Origin of the sequence: Actinomyces ihuae (assembly GCF_001457875.1) — a bacterium.
Lineage (GTDB): Bacteria > Actinomycetota > Actinomycetes > Actinomycetales > Actinomycetaceae > Pauljensenia > Pauljensenia radingae_A.
In genome coordinates this window covers 334,369-352,652 of sequence record NZ_CZPX01000004.1, presented here as the reverse complement: position 1 = coordinate 352,652, position 18,284 = coordinate 334,369, and the positions used below count along the sequence as shown (strand labels likewise).

Sequence of the window (18,284 nt, the reverse complement as noted above, 5' to 3'; positions counted from 1 at the left end):
GACCTTCCCTATTGCGCGCCCTTTTGGGACTTCGTACCCACAACTGGCACAATAGAACGTGTGAAACCTCTTGATCCGCGACTACTGAAATACGCACGTTCAGCACGGGTCCACATCGTCTTCACCGCATTTCTGGGTCTGCTCACAGCAGCTCTCGTCATCGTGCAGGCCCTCCTGATCTCCCGGACCGCCTCCCCCGTCATCGAGGGAACAGCGGATTTGCGTGACGTCATGCCGACGATTGGCCTGTTGATCGGTGTGCTGGCTGTGCGGGCGGCGACGATCGGCCTGCGTGAAACGCTGAGTCAGCGCGCCGCAGAAAAAGCAGTGCGAGAGATGCGCGGCGCAGTCCTCGACCATGTTGAAAAACTTGGACCACGTTGGCGTGCTCGTCACGGAGCGGACGTAGCCACCCTGGCCACACGCGGTCTGGCGGATCTGGAGCCCTACTTCATCAAATACCTCCCTCAGCTCATCCTCGCAATGACGGTCACCCCCCTCGCGCTGCTGACGATGCTCCTGCTTGATTTCTGGTCAGCCCTGATCGCAGCGATCGTCATCCCGCTGATTCCGGTTTTCATGATCCTCATCGGTCGATTCACGCAGGAATCATCACGGCGCAAACTTGCCTCCATGGAACGGCTCGGCTCACAATTGCTTGACCTGATGGCGGGCCTGCCCACGCTCCGAGGCCTGGGGCGCGAAAAAGGCCCGATGGCGCATATGAAGCGCCTGGGGGCGGAAAATACGCGCACCACGATGGCAACGCTGTCGGTCGCCTTCCTGTCTGGAGGCGTCCTGGAATTTCTCACTACTCTGTCCGTGGCGCTGGTTGCGGTTGAGGTAGGCATGCGACTGGTGGGCGGAACCGTATCGCTCACCGTCGGCCTGACCGTCATCACGCTGGCCCCTGAAGTATTCGAACCGCTGCGCCAAGTCGGCGCACAGTTCCACGCATCAGCAAACGGAATTGCCGCCGCGGAAGCCGCCTTCGACATTCTGGAAACGCCCGTAACCGAACAAGGCGCGCACCAGTCACCCGACATGAGTTCGCGCGACATCATCATCGAGGACCTGTCTGTTGCCGCCCGGCAAGTGTGGGCACCTCATAGTCTGAACGCCACGATCCAATCGGGCACGATCAACACCCTCGTCGGCCCATCCGGAGTCGGAAAAACAACGACGGTTATGGCTCTTCTGGCACTGGAACCACCTACCCGAGGGCGGATCCTCATCGCACAGCCGGATACCGGCACAGATGAACCTGTAGACCTGGCCGACATCGATCCACACTCATGGTGGACCCAGGTCACGTGGGTTCCACAATCCCCCACGTTCGTTCCCGGCACCATCCGAGACGTCATAACGCACGATGTCACTGATCAGCAGCGTGATGCCGCCAGCAAGGCAACCGGGTTCGACGCGGTGCTCGACAAACTACCCGACGGATGGGACACGCAGATCGGATACCGCGGTGTCGGCCTGTCAGTGGGTCAGCGTCAACGCCTTGCCCTCACGAATGCGCTGCTCGATCCGGCCCCTATCGTCATCCTTGATGAGCCGACGGCGCACCTGGATGCAGTCAGTGAACACGTCGTGGTACGCACCCTAGAGCAGATGAAAGCGCAGGGGCGAACAGTCATCGTCATTGCGCACCGCCAGGCCGTCGTTGCGGCAGCAGACCACGTCATCACCGTCTCGGCGCAGGCAGCAACTGCTCAGGATGCCGAGGAGTACCCCATCCTCACGCAGATTGAGCAACTGGAAGACCTGAGCGTGACGCTGCCCGGATTCCTCGACGAATCGGAGGCGGTGAAATGATCCTGTTTCTGACGCAAAAAGAACGGCGCGCTGTGCGCCGCGTCATCGACCTTCTGGATGTCGATAAGAAGAACTTTATCCTGTCGGTCCTGTTAGGCGTACTCGGCTTAGGCGCTGCAATCGCCCTGTCCGCCACCTCTGCCTGGCTGATCGCGCGCGCCTCCCAACACCCGCCGGTCCTGTACTTGACGGTCGCGGCCGTCGCGGTGCGCCTGTTCGGCATTTCTCGCGCGCTGATGCGGTATCTGCAGCGCCTGGCCAGCCATCAAGTCGCCTTAACGGGAATGGACGCGCTACGGCAGAACGTCTACCGCATCCTGTCCACTACCCGCGTCGACACCGTTGCCAAGCTTCAGCGCGGCGACCTGCTGGCACGCACCGGTTCGGACGTAGATGAAGTAGGCAACCTGGTCGTCAAGTCACTGCTCCCCTCCATTGTCACCACCATCGTGGGAGTCGGGACCGTCATTGGAATCAGCCTGCTGAGCCCTGCCGCCGGGCTGATCCTGCTCCTGTGCCTGCTGGTCTCCGGCGTTATCGCGCCCGCATTGAACATGTATGCAGCCAGAGAAGCCGAGATGTCGTCGCGTCACGCGCGCACGCAGCTGTCTGAATCTGTTGTCACCGTCATGGATGGTGCCAGTGAACTGCAGATCCAGGGCCGCCTGGCTCATGTGCGCGAACGGATCGAACGCATTGAGGATTCCCTCGTCGCATCCACACGACAGGCAGCGTGGCCGGCCGGTTGGGCTGCTGCGCTGGATCGACTGGCCATGGGTGCTGCCGTCGTGGGAGCACTGCTGGTCGGCATCCCGCAGACACGCTCGGGCGCGCTTGCCGCGGTGGCACTGGCGGTGATCGTACTTACACCACTGGCCGCATTTGAAGGCACCGCGGAACTTCCAAGCGCAGCCGTTCAACTTCTGCGTTCTGCCGACGCTGCAACGCGCATTGTGGATCTGCTGGGCGAGGGGGACGCGCCTCAAACTCATCCCATTGCGCACACCGGCGCCACTCCTCGAGTGGTTGCGGAAAACCTTGCGATTGGGTGGCCTGACGGACCGACCATTGCGCGTGGAATCTCGCTGGACATCACCGTGGGGTCCCATATCGCCATTGTGGGACCGTCCGGCATCGGCAAGTCGACGCTCCTGTTTACGCTCGCCGGTATGCTTCCGCCCAAGGAAGGGCGTGTCACGATTGACGGCGTGGACGCGTGGCAGGCTGATCGCGACGACGTGACCCGCCGCATCACGATGACCGCCGAAGATGCACACATTTTTGCCACGACCGTCTATGAGAACATCCGTGTTGCCAGGTCGGACGTGACCCGTGAAGAAGCCCGGCAGCTGCTGGATACGGCTGGATTGGGACAGTGGTGTGATGCCTTGCCGGCAGGGTTGGACACGCTGATCGGCTCTGGAGGCACCACAGTTTCCGGTGGTGAGCGCCGCCGACTTCTGCTGGCCCGCGCGCTGGCTGCTCCTGCCCCGCTTGTTCTGCTGGACGAGCCTGCCGAGCATCTGGACGCGACAACCGCTGACGCCTTGATGGATACACTGCTCAGCCCGACTGACCAGGGACGCGGCATCGTGGTCGTCACGCACCGCCTGTCGGGCCTTGCCAAGGCTGACCAGGTGATCGTTCTGGAACAGGATGAGGACGGCATCGCGCATGTCGTGGAATCGGGCACTCACGACCAGCTCATCGCTCACGCTGGAAACTATCGGTGGGCACTGCAGCAGGAGGAACAGTGACACCACCAACGCACACGAATGACACCTATGCGGACCCGTCGATCCTGCAGGCTGTACTGGACCTGACGGCTTCACTGGAACTGGATCCGATTCTGACAACTTTCGTCGATCAGTCGTGCCTGCTCACTGGCGCCAGGTGGGGCGGCGTGGCCGTGCTGGACACGTGGGGACGCACCGCGCGGCTGGTCGGTCACGGAGCCAGAGCCCAGGAACTTCACACGCAGCCCCTGATCGAAACGCTCACGGCGCATATCCCGCCCCATGAGCCGTTGGTCATACCTGACCTGCTCAACCCGAACGTCGATTTCGAACTTCCCGCCCAACCAGCCGACGCTGGGTCCTCCTCACCGATTGACAACTTCCTGGGAATCTCCCTCAACGTGCACGAACAGGTGTTCGGGCGCCTGTTCCTGACAGGGCGCGTCGGCGGTTTTACCGACGAGGACGTCGCAACGGTGAGCGCGCTGGCACGCGCAGCCGGACTGGCAATCGAAAACGCTGAACGATTCGAACACTCACGTAACCGCGAACGCTGGATCTCAGCCTCACAACGCCTGACAACAGCAATGCTGGAAGGAACCGACGAGGAAGAAGCCCTCGAACTCATTGCGCACACCGTGCGCGACGTGTCCCACGCGGATACCGCGATCATTGTGCTGCCCTCCGTGGGCGACACGTATGCGGCGGAGATCACCGACGGCTACGACGCGGATCGATTGCTGGGACTGACCTTCCCGAAAGAAGGCCGCACCATGTCCGTGCTGAGGGAAGGCACCGGCATGATGGTTGATTCAATGGAGCACGCACAGATCATGCGCGTCCCGGAATTCACGAAATTCGGCCCCGCGCTGTACGCGCCCCTGAAGGCTCGTGGCGAAACGTCTGGTGTCTTGATCCTGCTGCGCAAACCCGGACGCCAGGAATTCGCCCAGTCAGACCTGCCACTGGCTGAATCTCTCGCATCCCAGGCCACCCTGGCATTGGAGCTGGCATCGGCGCGCCACATTCAAGACGTGGAAACCCTGCTCGATGAACGCTCACGTATCAGCCGGGACCTGCACGATTTCGCGATCCAGCAGCTGTTCGCGGCGGGGATGAGCCTGGACGCGGCCCGCTCAAAAGTCAGGGAAGAAGAGGCATCGACCGACGAGGTGTCGTCGATTCTGGATCAAGCACTGGCCTCGGTGGATGACGCCGTACGCCAGATCCGTGCCATCGTCCACGGCCTGCGCGAGCCCGACCAGAATGTCGGTCTGGTCGAGCGCGTCCGTCAGGAATCTTCCCTGTCACGCTCGTTCCTCGGATTCGCGCCCTCCCTCGTCATTTCACTGGACGGCACGGCGATTAACGAGGACGAAGAAGCAGAAGACGCGATGGTGAGCGCCATCGAAAACATGCTGTCCGATGATGTGGGTGATGATGTGGTGGCTGTCGTGCGTGAAGGACTGTCCAATATTGCGCGGCATGCGCACGCAACGGCGGGGCGCGTCATTTTGGAAGTGACGTCCCCATCCGATGACACTGCTGGAGAAGTGTGCGTGCGTGTGGCTGACGACGGACGCGGAATCGACCCGCACCGCACACGCAATTCCGGCCTGTCCAATATGCGTGAGCGCGCCCGACGTCACGCCGGCAGTTTCGTGTTCGGCGCAGGTATCGACGGCGCAGGTGCAGAAATTATCTGGCGCGCGGAAATCGACCCGGAATAGGTCAGTTACGCCAGGCCGCCGCTCGCTGGCCCGCCACCCAGGCTGCCACCTGCGTGCGACGCTGCAGACCCATCTTCGACAGCAACGACGTAATGTGGTTCTTCACCGTCTTTTCAGCCACACCGAGCTTCTCCCCGATCTCACGGTTCGACAGGCCATCGCCGATCAGCTCGAGCACATTGCGCTCAGAAGGTGTCAGGTCAGCTGTAGGGTCATCGTGATCAGCGCGGCGACGCGTCACAGTGCGCTCATCGAGCAGGACACGCCCTTCTGAAACGGCGCGGATCACGTCAGTGATTTCAGCTCCACGCACTGTCTTCAACACGTAGGCGCGAGCCCCTTTTTCAAGGGACTCAGCCAGTGCCTCGTCATCATCGAACGAGGTCAGCACGATCGGGCGGATTTCAGGATGGTCAGTGCCCAGACGGTCCATAATGTCGATGCCGGTGCCATCCGGCAGCTGCAAGTCCACCAGGATAACATCCGGGCGAACCAGATCGGCGCGGCGCAACGCGTCGGCCACGGTGCCCGCTTCTGCAACCACTTCCAGGCCATCGGCCCGGTCGACGATTTCAGCAATTCCTCGACGCACAATCTCATGATCATCGACGATCATGACGCGAACATCTGGACGTTCAGGATTTTCGTTACTCATCACATGTCCCATCATAGTGTGCCTGGCGGCGCGATCATTCCATGGGGTAATCCGGGTCAAGCCGCGCGATCGCAGCTCGAGCCGCCGCATTTTCAGCGTGCTTCTTCGACGTGCCTTCCGCTGTTGCCAGCGCCGATTTCTCATAGCCCACCTCACCGAAAGCAACGGTGGCGGTGAAGCTGCGCTCATGATCCGGGCCGGTGCTGGTGACCTGGTAGACGGGCAGCTCGTGACCGTGGTCGCGCGCATATTCGCTCAGCGTTGTCTTCCAGTCCTGCATCTGTCCGCGCACAACAGCGCGATCCAGCAGGTCAGCAAGCTGATGGAGCACGATCTGACGAGTCTTCTCAAACCCGTGTGTCAGAAACGTTGCCCCGATCAGCGCTTCGAGCGCGTCGGAGAGGATAGAGTCCTTGTCACGTCCACCGTGAATATCTTCGCCCCTGCCCAGGTACAGGAAATCACCCAGGTGGATGCGCCGCGCGACGTATGCCAGAGGCTCCTGCGATACGGTGGCCGCACGCATGCGCGACAGGTCTGCTTCGCTGTGGTCAGGGTGATCCTCGAACAGGCGGGCTGCCACCACGATGGACAGGACAGAATCGCCCAGAAATTCCAGGCGTTCATTATGCGCAATCCCGCCGGCCTCATAGGCGAAAGATCGGTGAATCAGCGCGCGATGCAGCAGCGAGGGGTCAACCTCAATCCCCCAGTTGCGTTCCAGCTCAGCCGTATCCACATTGACAGGTTCAGGAAGTTTCGAATGCTTAGCCACGATCCTGCCCGTCCTGTACGTTCAGATCATCCAGCAGCTGCGCAAGGGAAGCCATCCGAGGGTCAATAACCTCATGGTGATGATCCTCAGGCAGATCATCCAGACGCTCACCGCAATGCGGGCACAGCCCCTGACAGTCCGGACCGCACAGTGGCTGCGGATCAATCAGCGGCACGATTGCGTCACGCAGCATCGGTTCCAGATCCAGCATGTCGTGCGCACTGATGACAAGGGCGTCCTCGTCACCTTCCGGCTGCTGATCGTAATAGACGACGCTTTCGTCCACGTCCGCTTCCTGCACAATGTCATCCAGGCAGCGCACGCATTGACCCTCCAGGTCGCACTGGCAGCGTGCGCGCACCAGGACTCCCTCGTCGATCGACGTGATGTCCACGGTGACGGGGACGAGCGCGCCTTCTCGAATCGCCATCATCGGGGTGCCGATGCCTGCGGGCACGTGCCACTGCAGCTCATAACTGCGAGTCGTTCCAACGCGGCGCGGCACGTCGCGCAGTGACACGGTCAGTGAGGATGCCGCTACCGGTTCGCGTTTACTCATCGTCAAGGGAGATATCCGTCTTTTCCTGGCTGGCGCGCTCCAGAATGGTGCGCTGACCGGCCTGCGCACGTCGATGCAGATCCGACAGCACGTCGGACAGCTCGCCCAGGGACTTCACAACGTAGCGGTCGGCACCTTCGCGCAGTTTGCGCGCATCGTTCTTCGCTTCACCGACCAGTTGGCGTGCACGATCTTCCGCCATCTGGGAGATTCGGTCACTCGCGATGAGGCGTTCAGCCTGAGCGTTCGCATCACTGAGCGTGTTTTCAGCGTCGGAGCGGGCCTGATTGGCAACATGTTCAGCCTGTTCCTGCGCGTGGGCCACGGTGCGTTGTGCCTTGTCCTGCGCCTCAGCGATCATGTGCTCGGCCTGCTCACGCGCCTCGTCAGTGAGGGTTCGTGCCTGAGTGCGGGCCTCCGTCAGCGTCATTTCAGCGGCCGAGTCAGCCCGGCCCAGCACGGCGTCGGCGTCAGCGACGAGGGCGTCTGCTGCAACCAGGTCTTCAGGCAGCGCGGCTCGGGCCTGTTCAATCAGATCAAGGATCTCAGCGCGATTGACCATCACGGATGCTGAAAGTGGAACCGAACGAGCCTCTTCAACCAGTGCTTCGATCTGTTCGAGCGCCGCGATCACCGTCGATGGGCCATACACTTCCGAGCTGTCACTCGGCTCGTCAGAAGGGACGTTCTCGTCGTAAGCCATTGTGTCCTCCGCCTGTTGCCTCATGAGTGTCTATGAGTCTTATTGTCCGTCAACATCGGCACAATTGCCGGTGGAACATACCGAGAAGCGTCCATTTGCCACGCCAACAGTTCGCGTACGATGCTGGATGAAACGAGTGCCAGCTCCGGCGCGGTGGGGAGGAACAATGTTTCCACCTCACCGTGAGTGCGATTCACCCACGCCTGGACCTCTTCCCACTGCATGTCGGCAGCGTTTCGGATTCCCTTGACGATCACGCGTGCCTGGTGGGAGCGGCAAAAATCAATCGCCGTGCCGTCCATTTTCTCCACACTGATGCGGCCGGCGATGGCGGGGTCCAGATCGGCACACGCTGCCTGCGCCATGCGGATACGCGCCGCAGAATCGAACATCGTGGTTTTCGCTAAGTTGATCCCCACCGCTACGATGATGCGGTCCGCGAAACGTGCAGCGCGTTCGATGATGTCGACATGGCCGCAGGTGATGGGGTCGAAGGATCCCGGGATCACTGCGATGAGTGGCTGGCGTTGCGTCATGACTCCACCCTATCGGCACGGCCAATGAACCACGCGGCAGTCTCACCCCAGTGACGGTGATCTTCGCACACCAGGCCATCCGGCAGGTCTGGCGCCTGTGAGCGGGTTGATCGCTCCACAATGACGAGGGCGTCTGGCGACAGGTGCGCCGCGAGTCCGGCCAGCACGGCCGCGAGCGCATTTTGTGCCAAATCATAGGGAGGGTCCACGAACACCAGGTCAACCGGGCTGCTCACGCGGCCTGACTGCACAAACGCCAGCGCGTCGAGGGTGTGGATGCGCGTGCGATCTTCGTAGCCCATCATCGCTGCGTTCGTACTCATGGCGCGGGCAGCCTGACGTGAACTGTCCACCATGTCAGCCCGGGCTGCTCCGCGTGAGAGGGCCTCGAAGGCCAGCGCTCCCGACCCTGCGTACAGGTCCAGTACCGCTACCCCATCGCACATATTCATGGCATCCAGGCGTGAGAACAGTGCTTCGCGCACGCGTTCCGATGTGGGCCGCGTTCCGCGTGCAGGCACCTTCAGTACGCGCCCTTTTGCCTCTCCGGCCACAATCCGTGTCATGGGACCTACTCTACTGGTTCGCAGCGTGGACATACATCGCGGCCACTGGCCCTCGTGCCACCATAATTTCGGTGAGCATCGGACACGACGTGGCATATGCGGGGCGCCTGTGCGTGGCGGCCGCGATTGTTGTGCCCGGATCAATGCTGGTCATCGCCATGTCGGCCTATGTGCTGGTTCTGGTTGTCATGTTCGCCGCGAAGGAGAGGCGATGAATACGATGTATCTGATTGCGATCCTTGCGGTAGCCGGTATTGTCACCGTGTTGCTGCGCGCCGTGCCGTTCGCGTTGCTCGCCCCGATCCGCGAATCTCGCCTCATCAAATGGCTGGGCAGGCGCATGGCTGTGGGCATCATGGCCATCTTGAGCGTCTACACGATGATGGATGTTGCGTGGAGCGACCTGCAGGCAACAGTGCCGACACTGGTCGCCCTCGTCGTGACGGTCGGACTGCACCTGTGGAAACACAACCTCATGATTTCGATTCTCAGCGGAACAGTCGTGTGTATCGCACTGTCAGCAGTGGTCGGCTAGGAACGCTCCATCCACGCGACCTGTGAGGACAGTCGCGCTCTGATGACTCGTTCAAGTTCGCTGTGATCGGCCAGTGTGGGGTCTGCGCTGATGGTGCGTCGCGCAGCGTCACGCGCCTGCTCGATAATGTCGCCATCTCGTGAGACCGACAGGAAACGCAGTCCCGAGGTGCGCCCTGACTGTTGGGCGCCGACCACGTCGCCTTCTCGACGTAGCGTCAGATCCACGCGAGCCAGTTCGAATCCGTCTGTCGTGCGCGCGAAGGCCTCGAGCCGTTCGCGGGCTGGTGCCGACAGGTCGTGGCGGTGTACCGCCATGCACACGCTGTCTGAATCCGAGCGTCCGACGCGGCCGCGCAACTGGTGCAGCTGTGAGAGGCCAAATTGCTGGGCGTCAATGATGACCATCATGGTCGCTTCGGGCACATCCACTCCCACTTCGATCACTGTGGTGGACACGAGGACAGGGGCGCGACCCGCAATGAAGTCATCCATGATGCGGGTCTTGTCAGCACTGCCGATTCGTCCGTGCAGTTCCTCGATCCCGATACCCTGCAACGCTGTCTGGGTGCGCAGTGCGGCCGCCACCGCGTGGACGGATGCGAGCGGTGGACGGTGGTCAGCTGCATCGGTGTCTTCGACGTCGTCTCCCTCATCAATACGTGGACAGACGACGAAAATGCGGCCGCCCTGGTCGATCTCTTCGCGGGCGCGTTCCCATAGACGCTGCATCCACGCCGCGTTGGCCACATCGACTAAGAATGTGCTGACGGGGCGACGCCCCGGTGGAAGCTCATTGATGCACGTCTGGTCCAGGTCACCGAACACGGTCATCGCGACAGTTCGCGGAATGGGCGTGGCGGTCATGACCAGTTGGTGCGGGATCGTCAGCGTGGCAGCGGTGGCCGCGCCGCGCAGGTGGTCACGCTGGGCAACACCGAAACGATGCTGCTCGTCGATGACAACCAGGCCCAGGTGCGCGAATGTGACGCTATCTTGCAGCAAAGTGTGTGTACCGACCACGATCATGGGCTGGCCGTCAGCAAGGTCGCGTTCCAGAGTGCGGCGCTCGGCGCGCGGAGTGGAAGCTGTGAGCAGTTCGATGCGTGGCGCGTGGGTGGTCATCCGCGCGATCAGGGCATGCAGGGACTGGTAGTGCTGCTCAGCGAGGACCTCGGTGGGTACCAGCATCGCCGCCTGGAATCCTGAATCCATAACCTGGCACATGGCCAGTGCCGATACCACCGTCTTACCGGATCCCACGTCGCCTTGCAGGAGGCGCTGCATGGGGCGTTCGCGCATGAGGTCACGTGAAATGGCCTCCACCGCTGTTTCCTGGGAGCCCGTCAAGACGAAAGGCAGGGAGTCGCGTAAAGCCTGGACGGCACCGTCATCGCCTCGCGGACACACCGGCGCCTTTTCCATGTCACTACCGCGTCTGACGCAGGCCAGCCCAGCCTGCAGTGTGAATGCTTCACGCCACGCCATGTGCGCGCGGGCAGTTTTCCAGTCCTCGCGGCTGTCCGGCTCGTGCAGTGCGCGCAACGTGGTGACCAGATCAGGCAGACCAGCTTCACGGCGAATCGTTTCCGGGACGGGGTCAGCCAGGTCGCCCTCGTGCATGGACTGAAGCAGAAAAGACACAGCGCGCTCAATGGTCCACGAATTGAGCGAGGCAGTGGCCGGGTAAATGGGGATGAGTCGCTGACTGCGTTCAACGATCTCCGGAATCGTGGCATCCTGCGCGCCTTCAAACTGCGGATTTGTCAGCTGAACCTTCCCCTTGTAGGAACCGACCTTGCCGGCAAACAGCATGCGCGCACCAGGTTCGAGCAGTCGTTCGTGGGGCGCGAGGCGATAGCGCGTGGAAGCGAAGAACGTGGCGGTGATCGTCTCGGACCCATCGGTCAGTTCAACCACGAAGCGTACCCCTTTGCGCGTGCGGTTGGGCATCATCTGGGCACTGAGCACTTCAGCGAGGATCGTCACCGTGTCCCCTTCGCGCAGCGAACTGATCGGTGTAAGCGAGCCCCACTGGTCGAGCCTGCGTGGCCCGTACGTGAGCAGGTCAGCCACCGAGATCAGATCGTGTGCGGCAAGTTTTCGCGCCGTCGAGGCGGGCAGACGCAGCGCAAGGGGGACGTCGAGGGAGGTGGAAAACCCGTTCATACGGTCAGTCCCTGAATAATGCTGGGGCCTGCCTGTCCGCCGTCAATTACTTCGAGCTCATTGATGTCAGGTGCCAGCATCTGACGAACCGTTGCCGTCAGATTCGGACCGTCGGCAGCTCCGATCAGCAGACGCACGCGTCTGGGGGCGCGCGCCTTGACTTCCCGCACGGCAAGAGGAAGTTGCTCATCCGCATCATAGGTTATGGCCAGGGCGAAGCTGGCTGCAGCTGCGCGCGCTGCTGACTGAGTCAGCATGGTCTGCATGACAGGTGCGACGGTGGGTCCGCCTGGCTGTGGGACGAAGGCGCTGGCGCACGCTCGGGTGCATTCCAGCGCTGTCAGGTCGTCCTCGCACGGGGCGACAATGACTGTGTGGGGCGATACATCACGAATACGTTCGGCACGTGCGCGGCTGGCACTGTCGCAGGCGGCAATGAGCGACACTCCTGTTGACGAATGCGCGAGGGCGCAAGTGATGGCCTCAATGTCCTGGTCATTCGGGTCGAGCAGTGTCAGTGCTCCTGCCTGTGCGAGGTCTTCGACAAGGCCGGGTGCATGAGTCATCGCTATAACTGTGGCGCGTTCGATGCGCTGGTGGGTGCGGCGTTCGAGGAGCTGAGCGCCGCGATGCGTCACACCGTCACTGAGCGTGTCCACGCCGATGAGTTCGTCGGGTCGGCCGTCACGGACCATAAACCGGGTGACGGTACCGTGGGGTGGTCGAACTGCCAATGGCGCCGATGTGTCGATGCGGAAACGCCAGGTGCCATAGGCAAACAAATCGGTGGCTCCCACTGCCGCCCACCGAGCTTCCAGTGCATCAAGATAGTCGCCTGCATTCGTGGCATCGTCAGTACTGCCTGCCACAATCATGTCCACATTGAAGGCGTCGCGCGGGCGGGCAGCGGTCGAAACCAGGCGCGAATGTGAATGAGCCAGGTCGCTCATCATACGTGCCAGTGAGTCCAGGATGGCTGGATCGTCACGCATGGTGCAGTCCAGTGATGCGGCGATGACGATCAGGGCTGCTGCACCTGCGTCGATATAGTCATCAGTCGCGTTGATCAGCCCATACTGCAATTGGCTGGAATACAGGGAGACAAGGTCGCTCTGATCAGGAACCGTTGCTCCCAGAACCTCGAGTTCGCTGGTTGCCTCATCAAACATTGCAGCAAGGGCAGGTGCGACATTCACGTGGGCGTCGGGCGCATCCCAGGGGGCGGATGTGAGCATCCGTCGCACGATGATCGGATTGAGATCTGCGCCGGACTCTTGTCGCAGGGCGTGTGCCCAGGCACTCCATAGAGCGGTAATGAGCAATCCGACGTGTCCGTGCCCTGTGCGGATCCCCTCGCTGACCAACGTGTCGAGGTAATCAGCCAGAGGCATGTCCGGGTCAGTTGGGGCGAGGCGGCTCATGGATTCCACTGTCAGAAGCGCGTTGGTGCCCGTGTCGCAGTCGTGGGAGTTCCATCCATCGAGGTCATCCAGGAAGGGACGCAATTTGGCCAGCTCCGTGGCGGCTGTTGTCAGCGTGATTGCCAGCGTGTGTGCTGAGAGTTCACCGGTCACGGATAGGCCTTTCGCTATGAGTAGTCACGGGTGATCCTATCGTCTCACTTTTGGTCGCTCGCGCGCAGATGTGGTGGAACTGACACAGGCAATGTGGTTCAAAGAGTTGGAGAATAGGCCTGCCATCAGCTACCATTTTGTGGTTGCTCGTGGTGGATTCGCACCACATCGACTGTCTCATTTGGGACGATAACTGACTACTTAGAGGAGATCATCGTGGCTTCCGTATGCGACGTTTGCGGCAAGGGACCGGGCTTCGGTAAGAGTGTCTCGCACTCCCACAAGCGCACGAATCGCCGCTGGAACCCGAATATCCAGCGCGTTCGTACCTTGGTTGACGGCACACCCAAGCGACTGAATGTGTGCACGAAGTGCCTGAAGTCTGAACGGGTGGCGCGTCACACCCGCTGATACGCTGCTTTCTGATTCGCCGTCTACAGTGTAGGCGGCGAATTTTTTGCGCCTGTGGCAGGAACCGGGCGCATCTGAAAAGTGGAGATGGTCTCCGATCTGACCGAAGTCAGTTCGGAGACCATCTTCATTTCAGTGATCGATTCAGCGACTCACTTTCACTGTTGAGGTGAGGAGTCTTGCGGCGGATACGGCGGTTCTGCCTGGTTATCAGCTGATCCTGACGGGTCCTGAGCCGGAGGCTGGTACCCCTGATTCGGGTACTGCGAACCGAATTCCTGCTGGTAAGCTGCGGCTGCCCCTTGCGGGTACTGGTTGTACTGCGCCGAGTTTTGGGGGCCTTGAGGAGCGTTCATGCCCTGTTGCATCCCATTTCCGTACCCGTACTGCTGCTGAGGAGCAGCTTGAACCGGAGCTGGCTGCTGACGCCAGGCTTGCGCCGTCTTCTTTCCAGCGAGCAACGGCAGCAGTGGCGTGTCGACCAATGCTTCGGGAAGAATCTCGGCCAGCAGTGAGGCGAAGAAGAGTCCGAGGATGGCGACCGTGAACGGCGTCCACCATGACATGCCGAGAGAAGCACTCTCACCGAACATATGCATCGACACGTTGGAAAGCCACAGGCCAACAATGAGCCACGCCAGAAGACCGATGACTGGCATCTGCCAGATCCTGGCCCACTGAATCGAGCCGGTGCGCGTGCGTCGAGCCCCGATGTGGATCGCCATTGCGATGATGGCGACGATGGCGAGGATGAAACCGATGACGGCGGCGATGGGGTGGAAATTCCAGATCATGGCAGTGCCACTGCCACCGTAGGATCCACCCGAACCGAACATGTCCATCATTGAGCCACCCACCGAGAATCCACCGAAGAAGCACATGCCTGTAATCCAGATGATGATGTTGGCCAACAGCGGCAGAACCAGCGTGACGGACACGCCATCTGTCTTGGCAAAAAACACGATCCCAAGAATCAGAGCGAAGGGAGCGAAGATGGCGAAGAGCACCGCATGTGCCTGAACGAATTCGCGAGCACCAGTAAGCAGCTCCGCAACAAACTTGTTGTCTTTCCAGCTGGCAGGAAGAGATTTACGAGTAAAGAAAAGCGTGATCCCAACGAAGAACGTCACGTTCAGGAAGATGTGGAAGAAACCGGGTCCCATTGACAGGCTGCCGAGGTTGTCAAAGGACAGGTCACCGCCGTCGAGCGGTGCGACAAGCCGCAGCCTCCAAAAACCGAACAGGATCGAGGTAACGAGGCCAATAGCCAGAGCCTCCAGCACTGTGCGGACCAGGTGGGCAACCAGGTTGGTGTTATCGCGCTGGACTTTGAAGAATCGTTTGAGCACGACCCAGATCAGCGTGCAGATGACAGCCCAGGCGAGGATGAACAGCACTGAGAGTGTTCCTCCGGCTATTGTGAAGCCCATAGCCTGAGCACCTGCAAAGATGTAGCCTCCCAGCACAACACCGGCGAATACGAGGGGCGAGGGGCCCGACAGTATGGAGTCATCTGAGCCGGCCGCGCCGCCCATCGCCGATCCCAGAGGCATGAGGAACAGGCCAAAGATGAATGAGACGACGACGAGCACCCCCAGCACGGCGCCGAGGGCAGCGAGGCCGCGCCCATTGGCAAATCCGGCCTTGAGCTCGCCCATAAATGCTGGCGGGAGCACTGGTTTTGCTGGTTGCGCAGGCTGCTGCACGTAGGGCTGGCCCGGCTGCTGGTACTGCGGCTGTTGCATGGGCTGTGGAGCATAGGGCTGGCCCGGCTGCGCGTAAGGCTGTTGAGGAGCGGGCTGAGCATAAGGCTGCTGGTACTGCGGTTGCTGCGGCGGAACCGGTTGCTGGTACTGCGGCTGTTGCATGGGCTGTGGAGCATAGGGCTGGCCCTGAGGCTGAACGTATGGCTGCTGAGCGTATGGCTGGCTCTGTTGCTGAGGAGCGGGCTGAGCATAAGGCTGCTGGTACTGCGGTTGCTGCGGCGGAACCGGTTGCTGGTACTGCGGCTGTTGCATGGGCTGTGGAGCATAGGGCTGGCCCTGCTGCACCTGCGACTGGTCAGCAACTGGTTGCTGAAACTGCGGCTGCTGCGCAGGTTGCTCCGGCTGACTGAGTGGCTGTTCTTCGGCGGCTTCCGGCTCGGTCACAGGCTCACTTGGTTGCGATCCCTGGACTTGAGCGTCCTGGTTGCTATCATGAACGTTTTCGTTGCTCATGAAGTCCCCTCACTAGCGTATTGACAGGTTACACGTAGTCCTAGTGTATCGGTTTAACTATTGTCTTGACGGAAATGGTCGAAGCCACCACTCAGTCGCTGCCCATCAAGACGAATCCCAGGTTGATCTCCCGGGCTCACTGCTCCGATCACGCCAATTGCCCTGAACGGTGAGGGCAACACAACCTGAGGCGGGAAAGTAGCCAACATCGGATGATCCTCACCGCCGAAAAGGACCCAATCCATCGCGTGATGTCCACAGGCCCGTGCAGCAGCATCCAATGCCTCGACGTCATCGGCCAGCAGGGACGAATCGATTTCAAGCATCACACCCGACGCGCGTGCCATCCTGCCTCCGTCACGCACCAGCCCGTCGGACACATCCATCATGGCGTGGGCATTGTGGCGAGCGGCAATCGGACCGGCTTCCAGCGGAGGCTCGGGCGCACGGTAAATCCTCACCGCTTCAGCGAAATCTCCCAGCAGGATATCGTCATGAACTGAGGGGTCAACGATGCGGCGTGACAGCAATTCCAGGCCTGCGCCGGAACGCCCCAATGTTCCGGCTATCGCTACGATGTCACCGGGTCGTGCACCTGAACGCAGGACGGGAGGCCCATCGACCCACCCGTGTGCGGTGACTGAAATGATCAGTTCCTCTCCCCCGGTCAGGTCGCCGCCAACCACGCCTGCGCCCGCTTCACGGGCACGCTGACCGAAGGCCTGCACCATGTCCACAAGCCAGTCAACGTCGTAGTCGCCGCGCAGAACAAGGGACACGACAAGCGCGCTCGTGCGCCCGCCCATCGCAGCGATGTCTGCCAGATTCTGGGCCGCAGCCCGCGCACCTATTTCAGCGCCGGTGGACCAGGCTTTCAGAAAGTGACTCTCTCCGACCAATGTATCGGTGGTCACCAGGAATGAGGGTTCAGGGCAGGAGATCAGCGCGCAGTCATCACCTGAACCGACGATGGTGCGCTCACCTTGGGGAAGAACATTGACAAAACGGGCGATCAGGTCGCCTTCATCACAGTCTCGGACCTTCATGCTGTCAGTGTACGTGAGCGTGCTGACGCATACAGACACATTGCTGCCGCCGAGGCCACATTCAAAGATTCAGCTTTCCCTGCCATCGGGATGCACACCAGATGGTCGCACTGACGCATTTCATCGGGTGACAGGCCTCGCGCTTCATTGCCGAAAACCCATGCGTGTGTGCGGGAAAGGAGCGGCGAGTCGCCCTCGTCAATGTCGAGAAGGCTGACAGATCCGTGGCCTCCGGACGTCCCAAGGACGAGTGCACCCCAGGTGCGAGCGCGCTCGATCGCCGCATCGAAAGTCAGGCCTGACATGATCGGCAGGTGGAACACTGATCCCGCTGTTGAGCGGATCACTTTCGGGCTGCGAACGTCAGCGGTGCCCACCGTGGTCAGGACGCACTGCGCACCCATCGCATCGGCCGTGCGGATCAGCGTACCGACGTTGCCGGGGTCTTGGATGCGCGCAAGGATCACTGCCAGTCCGTCAACGCTCGGCATCTGCGTAACAATCGCGTCGTGTCGAGCGACCGCGATGATGCCCTGACAGTCAGGGGACATCGCGTGAGCAACCTCGTCGGTGACGCGGTGAACCCACCGTGTGGCCTGGCGGGCCTGCTCCACGATTTCTGGCTGGGATTCCTCGACTCGTTCGGTGACGTAGACGTCGGTGACGCACTCGGGGCGCCATGTCACCAGTTCGAGGACTGCTCCTGGGCCTTCAACCAGGAGGAGTCCGGTGCGTGATTGTGCTGAGCGCCCGCCGAGTGAACGGACTGTTCGCACGCGGTCGGCACGCGGGTTGTCCATCACAGGCGGGCGCTCAGGATGAAAATTGTGAGTCAATCAGGATGCCTTGGGGGCGTTGACGTCTTCGGGCAGCGCTTCACGGGCAGTCTTCACAATTGCTGCGAAGGCGTTTGCGTCGTTGACTGCCAGGTCGGCCAGCATGCGGCGATCGATTTCGATGCCGGCAAGGTTCAGACCCTGAATGAGGCGGTTGTACGTCATGCCGTTTGCGCGTGCGGCAGCGTTGATGCGCTGGATCCACAGGCGACGGAAGTCACCCTTGCGGCGCTTACGGTCACGGTAGCTGTATACGAAAGAGTGAGTGACCTGCTCTTTTGCCTTACGGTACAGGCGTGAGCGCTGCCCACGGTATCCGGATGCGCGATCAAGTGTGGTGCGACGCTTCTTGCGGGCGTTGACAGACCTTTTCACACGTGCCATGTTGTTATCTCCTTACCTACAAGTCTTCGC

The 18,284-nt window shown here is 61.1% G+C and carries 19 protein-coding genes; 7 read left to right on the top strand and 12 right to left on the bottom strand.

Annotation, left to right across the window (positions count from 1 at the left end):
• Positions 1-60 precede the first annotated feature (60 nt).
• From cydD to BN3002_RS02770, 3 genes are read left to right on the top strand one after another with little or no spacing between them, the layout of a single operon-like run.
• On the top strand, positions 61-1,821 hold the full coding sequence (gene cydD, locus BN3002_RS02780) for a thiol reductant ABC exporter subunit CydD (protein ID WP_058236500.1): 1,761 nt from the start codon (positions 61-63) through the stop codon (positions 1,819-1,821).
• Positions 1,818-3,578, top strand: coding sequence for a thiol reductant ABC exporter subunit CydC (gene cydC, locus BN3002_RS02775; RefSeq protein ID WP_058236499.1), 1,761 nt, complete (start codon positions 1,818-1,820; stop codon positions 3,576-3,578). The genes cydD and cydC overlap by 4 nt, the downstream gene beginning before the upstream one ends.
• Entirely contained in the window at positions 3,575-5,287 is a 1,713-nt protein-coding gene (locus BN3002_RS02770; RefSeq protein WP_058236498.1) for a sensor histidine kinase, read from the top strand. The genes cydC and BN3002_RS02770 overlap by 4 nt, the downstream gene beginning before the upstream one ends.
• A gap of 1 nt (position 5,288) precedes the next feature.
• Here the strand turns inward: BN3002_RS02770 and BN3002_RS02765 are convergent, their stop codons facing one another.
• The 6 genes from BN3002_RS02765 to rsmD all read right to left on the bottom strand — a co-directional run bounded on the left by BN3002_RS02765 (position 5,289) and on the right by rsmD (position 9,081).
• Positions 5,289-5,903, bottom strand: a complete 615-nt coding sequence (locus BN3002_RS02765) for a response regulator (RefSeq protein WP_058236871.1) — start codon at positions 5,901-5,903, stop codon at positions 5,289-5,291.
• Between the two features lie 73 nt (positions 5,904-5,976).
• Positions 5,977-6,717, bottom strand: a complete 741-nt coding sequence (gene rnc / locus BN3002_RS02760) for a ribonuclease III (RefSeq protein ID WP_058236497.1) — start codon at positions 6,715-6,717, stop codon at positions 5,977-5,979.
• Positions 6,710-7,276 carry a YceD family protein gene (locus BN3002_RS02755; RefSeq protein WP_058236496.1) on the bottom strand — a complete coding sequence of 189 codons (567 nt, stop codon included), beginning with the start codon at positions 7,274-7,276 and terminating at the stop codon, positions 6,710-6,712. Before BN3002_RS02755 ends, rnc begins: the two co-directional genes overlap by 8 nt.
• Complete coding sequence (locus BN3002_RS02750) at positions 7,269-7,979, bottom strand: hypothetical protein (RefSeq protein ID WP_058236495.1); 711 nt, start codon at positions 7,977-7,979, stop codon at positions 7,269-7,271. The genes BN3002_RS02755 and BN3002_RS02750 overlap by 8 nt, the downstream gene beginning before the upstream one ends.
• Positions 7,980-7,999: 20 nt before the next feature.
• A complete protein-coding gene (gene coaD / locus BN3002_RS02745) occupies positions 8,000-8,515 on the bottom strand; it encodes a pantetheine-phosphate adenylyltransferase (RefSeq protein ID WP_058236494.1) in 516 nt (171 codons plus the stop codon).
• Positions 8,512-9,081, bottom strand: a complete 570-nt coding sequence (rsmD, locus tag BN3002_RS02740; protein ID WP_058236493.1) for a 16S rRNA (guanine(966)-N(2))-methyltransferase RsmD — start codon at positions 9,079-9,081, stop codon at positions 8,512-8,514. The genes coaD and rsmD overlap by 4 nt, the downstream gene beginning before the upstream one ends.
• Here rsmD and BN3002_RS11235 point away from each other — a divergent pair.
• Together BN3002_RS11235 and BN3002_RS02730 are read left to right on the top strand one after the other, a co-directional pair.
• On the top strand, positions 9,075-9,296 hold the full coding sequence (locus BN3002_RS11235) for a hypothetical protein (RefSeq protein ID WP_058236492.1): 222 nt from the start codon (positions 9,075-9,077) through the stop codon (positions 9,294-9,296). The genes rsmD and BN3002_RS11235 overlap by 7 nt on opposite strands.
• A complete protein-coding gene (locus BN3002_RS02730) occupies positions 9,293-9,616 on the top strand; it encodes a branched-chain amino acid transporter permease (RefSeq protein WP_058236491.1) in 324 nt (107 codons plus the stop codon). Before BN3002_RS11235 ends, BN3002_RS02730 begins: the two co-directional genes overlap by 4 nt.
• Here BN3002_RS02730 and BN3002_RS02725 read toward each other — a convergent pair.
• On the bottom strand, positions 9,613-11,784 hold the full coding sequence (locus tag BN3002_RS02725) for an ATP-dependent DNA helicase RecG (RefSeq protein ID WP_058236490.1): 2,172 nt from the start codon (positions 11,782-11,784) through the stop codon (positions 9,613-9,615). The two genes, BN3002_RS02730 and BN3002_RS02725, sit on opposite strands and share 4 nt — an antisense overlap.
• Positions 11,781-13,358, bottom strand: a complete 1,578-nt coding sequence (locus BN3002_RS02720; protein ID WP_058236489.1) for a hypothetical protein — start codon at positions 13,356-13,358, stop codon at positions 11,781-11,783. Before BN3002_RS02720 ends, BN3002_RS02725 begins: the two co-directional genes overlap by 4 nt.
• A 216-nt stretch (positions 13,359-13,574) precedes the next feature.
• On the opposite strand from BN3002_RS02720, the gene rpmB reads away from it, so the two are divergent.
• On the top strand, positions 13,575-13,769 hold the full coding sequence (gene rpmB / locus BN3002_RS02715; protein WP_058236488.1) for a 50S ribosomal protein L28: 195 nt from the start codon (positions 13,575-13,577) through the stop codon (positions 13,767-13,769).
• Positions 13,770-13,927: 158 nt separating this feature from the next.
• Here rpmB and BN3002_RS11095 read toward each other — a convergent pair whose 3' ends face one another.
• Positions 13,928-15,445: a hypothetical protein gene (locus BN3002_RS11095; protein WP_157843500.1), complete on the bottom strand. Its 1,518-nt coding sequence runs from the start codon at positions 15,443-15,445 to the stop codon at positions 13,928-13,930.
• Here BN3002_RS11095 and BN3002_RS11410 point away from each other — a divergent pair.
• Complete coding sequence (locus tag BN3002_RS11410) at positions 15,430-15,885, top strand: hypothetical protein (RefSeq protein ID WP_058236486.1); 456 nt, start codon at positions 15,430-15,432, stop codon at positions 15,883-15,885. The genes BN3002_RS11095 and BN3002_RS11410 overlap by 16 nt on opposite strands.
• 156 nt (positions 15,886-16,041) lie before the next feature.
• Here the strand turns inward: BN3002_RS11410 and thiL are convergent, their stop codons facing one another.
• Genes thiL through rplT form a run of 3 tightly spaced genes read right to left on the bottom strand, consistent with a single transcriptional unit; the run spans position 16,042 to position 18,254 of the window.
• Positions 16,042-17,034: a thiamine-phosphate kinase gene (gene thiL, locus BN3002_RS02700; protein ID WP_058236485.1), complete on the bottom strand. Its 993-nt coding sequence runs from the start codon at positions 17,032-17,034 to the stop codon at positions 16,042-16,044.
• On the bottom strand, positions 17,031-17,870 hold the full coding sequence (locus BN3002_RS02695) for a TrmH family RNA methyltransferase (RefSeq protein WP_227469197.1): 840 nt from the start codon (positions 17,868-17,870) through the stop codon (positions 17,031-17,033). Before BN3002_RS02695 ends, thiL begins: the two co-directional genes overlap by 4 nt.
• Positions 17,871-18,254, bottom strand: coding sequence for a 50S ribosomal protein L20 (rplT, locus tag BN3002_RS02690; RefSeq protein WP_058236484.1), 384 nt, complete (start codon positions 18,252-18,254; stop codon positions 17,871-17,873). It lies immediately after the preceding gene.
• Positions 18,255-18,284 lie beyond the last annotated feature (30 nt).

Excerpts from the sequence above, each read along its gene's own strand:
- rplT (WP_058236484.1), bottom strand. The coding sequence starts at position 18,254 with ATGGCACGTGTGAAAAGGTCTGTCAACGCCCGCAAGAAGCGTCGCACC.
- coaD (WP_058236494.1), bottom strand. The coding sequence starts at position 8,515 with ATGACGCAACGCCAGCCACTCATCGCAGTGATCCCGGGATCCTTCGAC.
- BN3002_RS02755 (WP_058236496.1), bottom strand. The coding sequence starts at position 7,276 with ATGAGTAAACGCGAACCGGTAGCGGCATCCTCACTGACCGTGTCACTG.
- BN3002_RS02730 (WP_058236491.1), top strand. The coding sequence starts at position 9,293 with ATGAATACGATGTATCTGATTGCGATCCTTGCGGTAGCCGGTATTGTC.
- BN3002_RS02750 (WP_058236495.1), bottom strand. The coding sequence starts at position 7,979 with ATGGCTTACGACGAGAACGTCCCTTCTGACGAGCCGAGTGACAGCTCG.
- BN3002_RS02725 (WP_058236490.1), bottom strand. The coding sequence starts at position 11,784 with ATGAACGGGTTTTCCACCTCCCTCGACGTCCCCCTTGCGCTGCGTCTG.
- thiL (WP_058236485.1), bottom strand. The coding sequence starts at position 17,034 with ATGAAGGTCCGAGACTGTGATGAAGGCGACCTGATCGCCCGTTTTGTC.
- BN3002_RS02765 (WP_058236871.1), bottom strand. The coding sequence starts at position 5,903 with ATGATCGTCGATGATCATGAGATTGTGCGTCGAGGAATTGCTGAAATC.
- BN3002_RS11410 (WP_058236486.1), top strand. The coding sequence starts at position 15,430 with ATGCTGGCGGGAGCACTGGTTTTGCTGGTTGCGCAGGCTGCTGCACGT.
- cydC (WP_058236499.1), top strand. The coding sequence starts at position 1,818 with ATGATCCTGTTTCTGACGCAAAAAGAACGGCGCGCTGTGCGCCGCGTC.
- rsmD (WP_058236493.1), bottom strand. The coding sequence starts at position 9,081 with ATGACACGGATTGTGGCCGGAGAGGCAAAAGGGCGCGTACTGAAGGTG.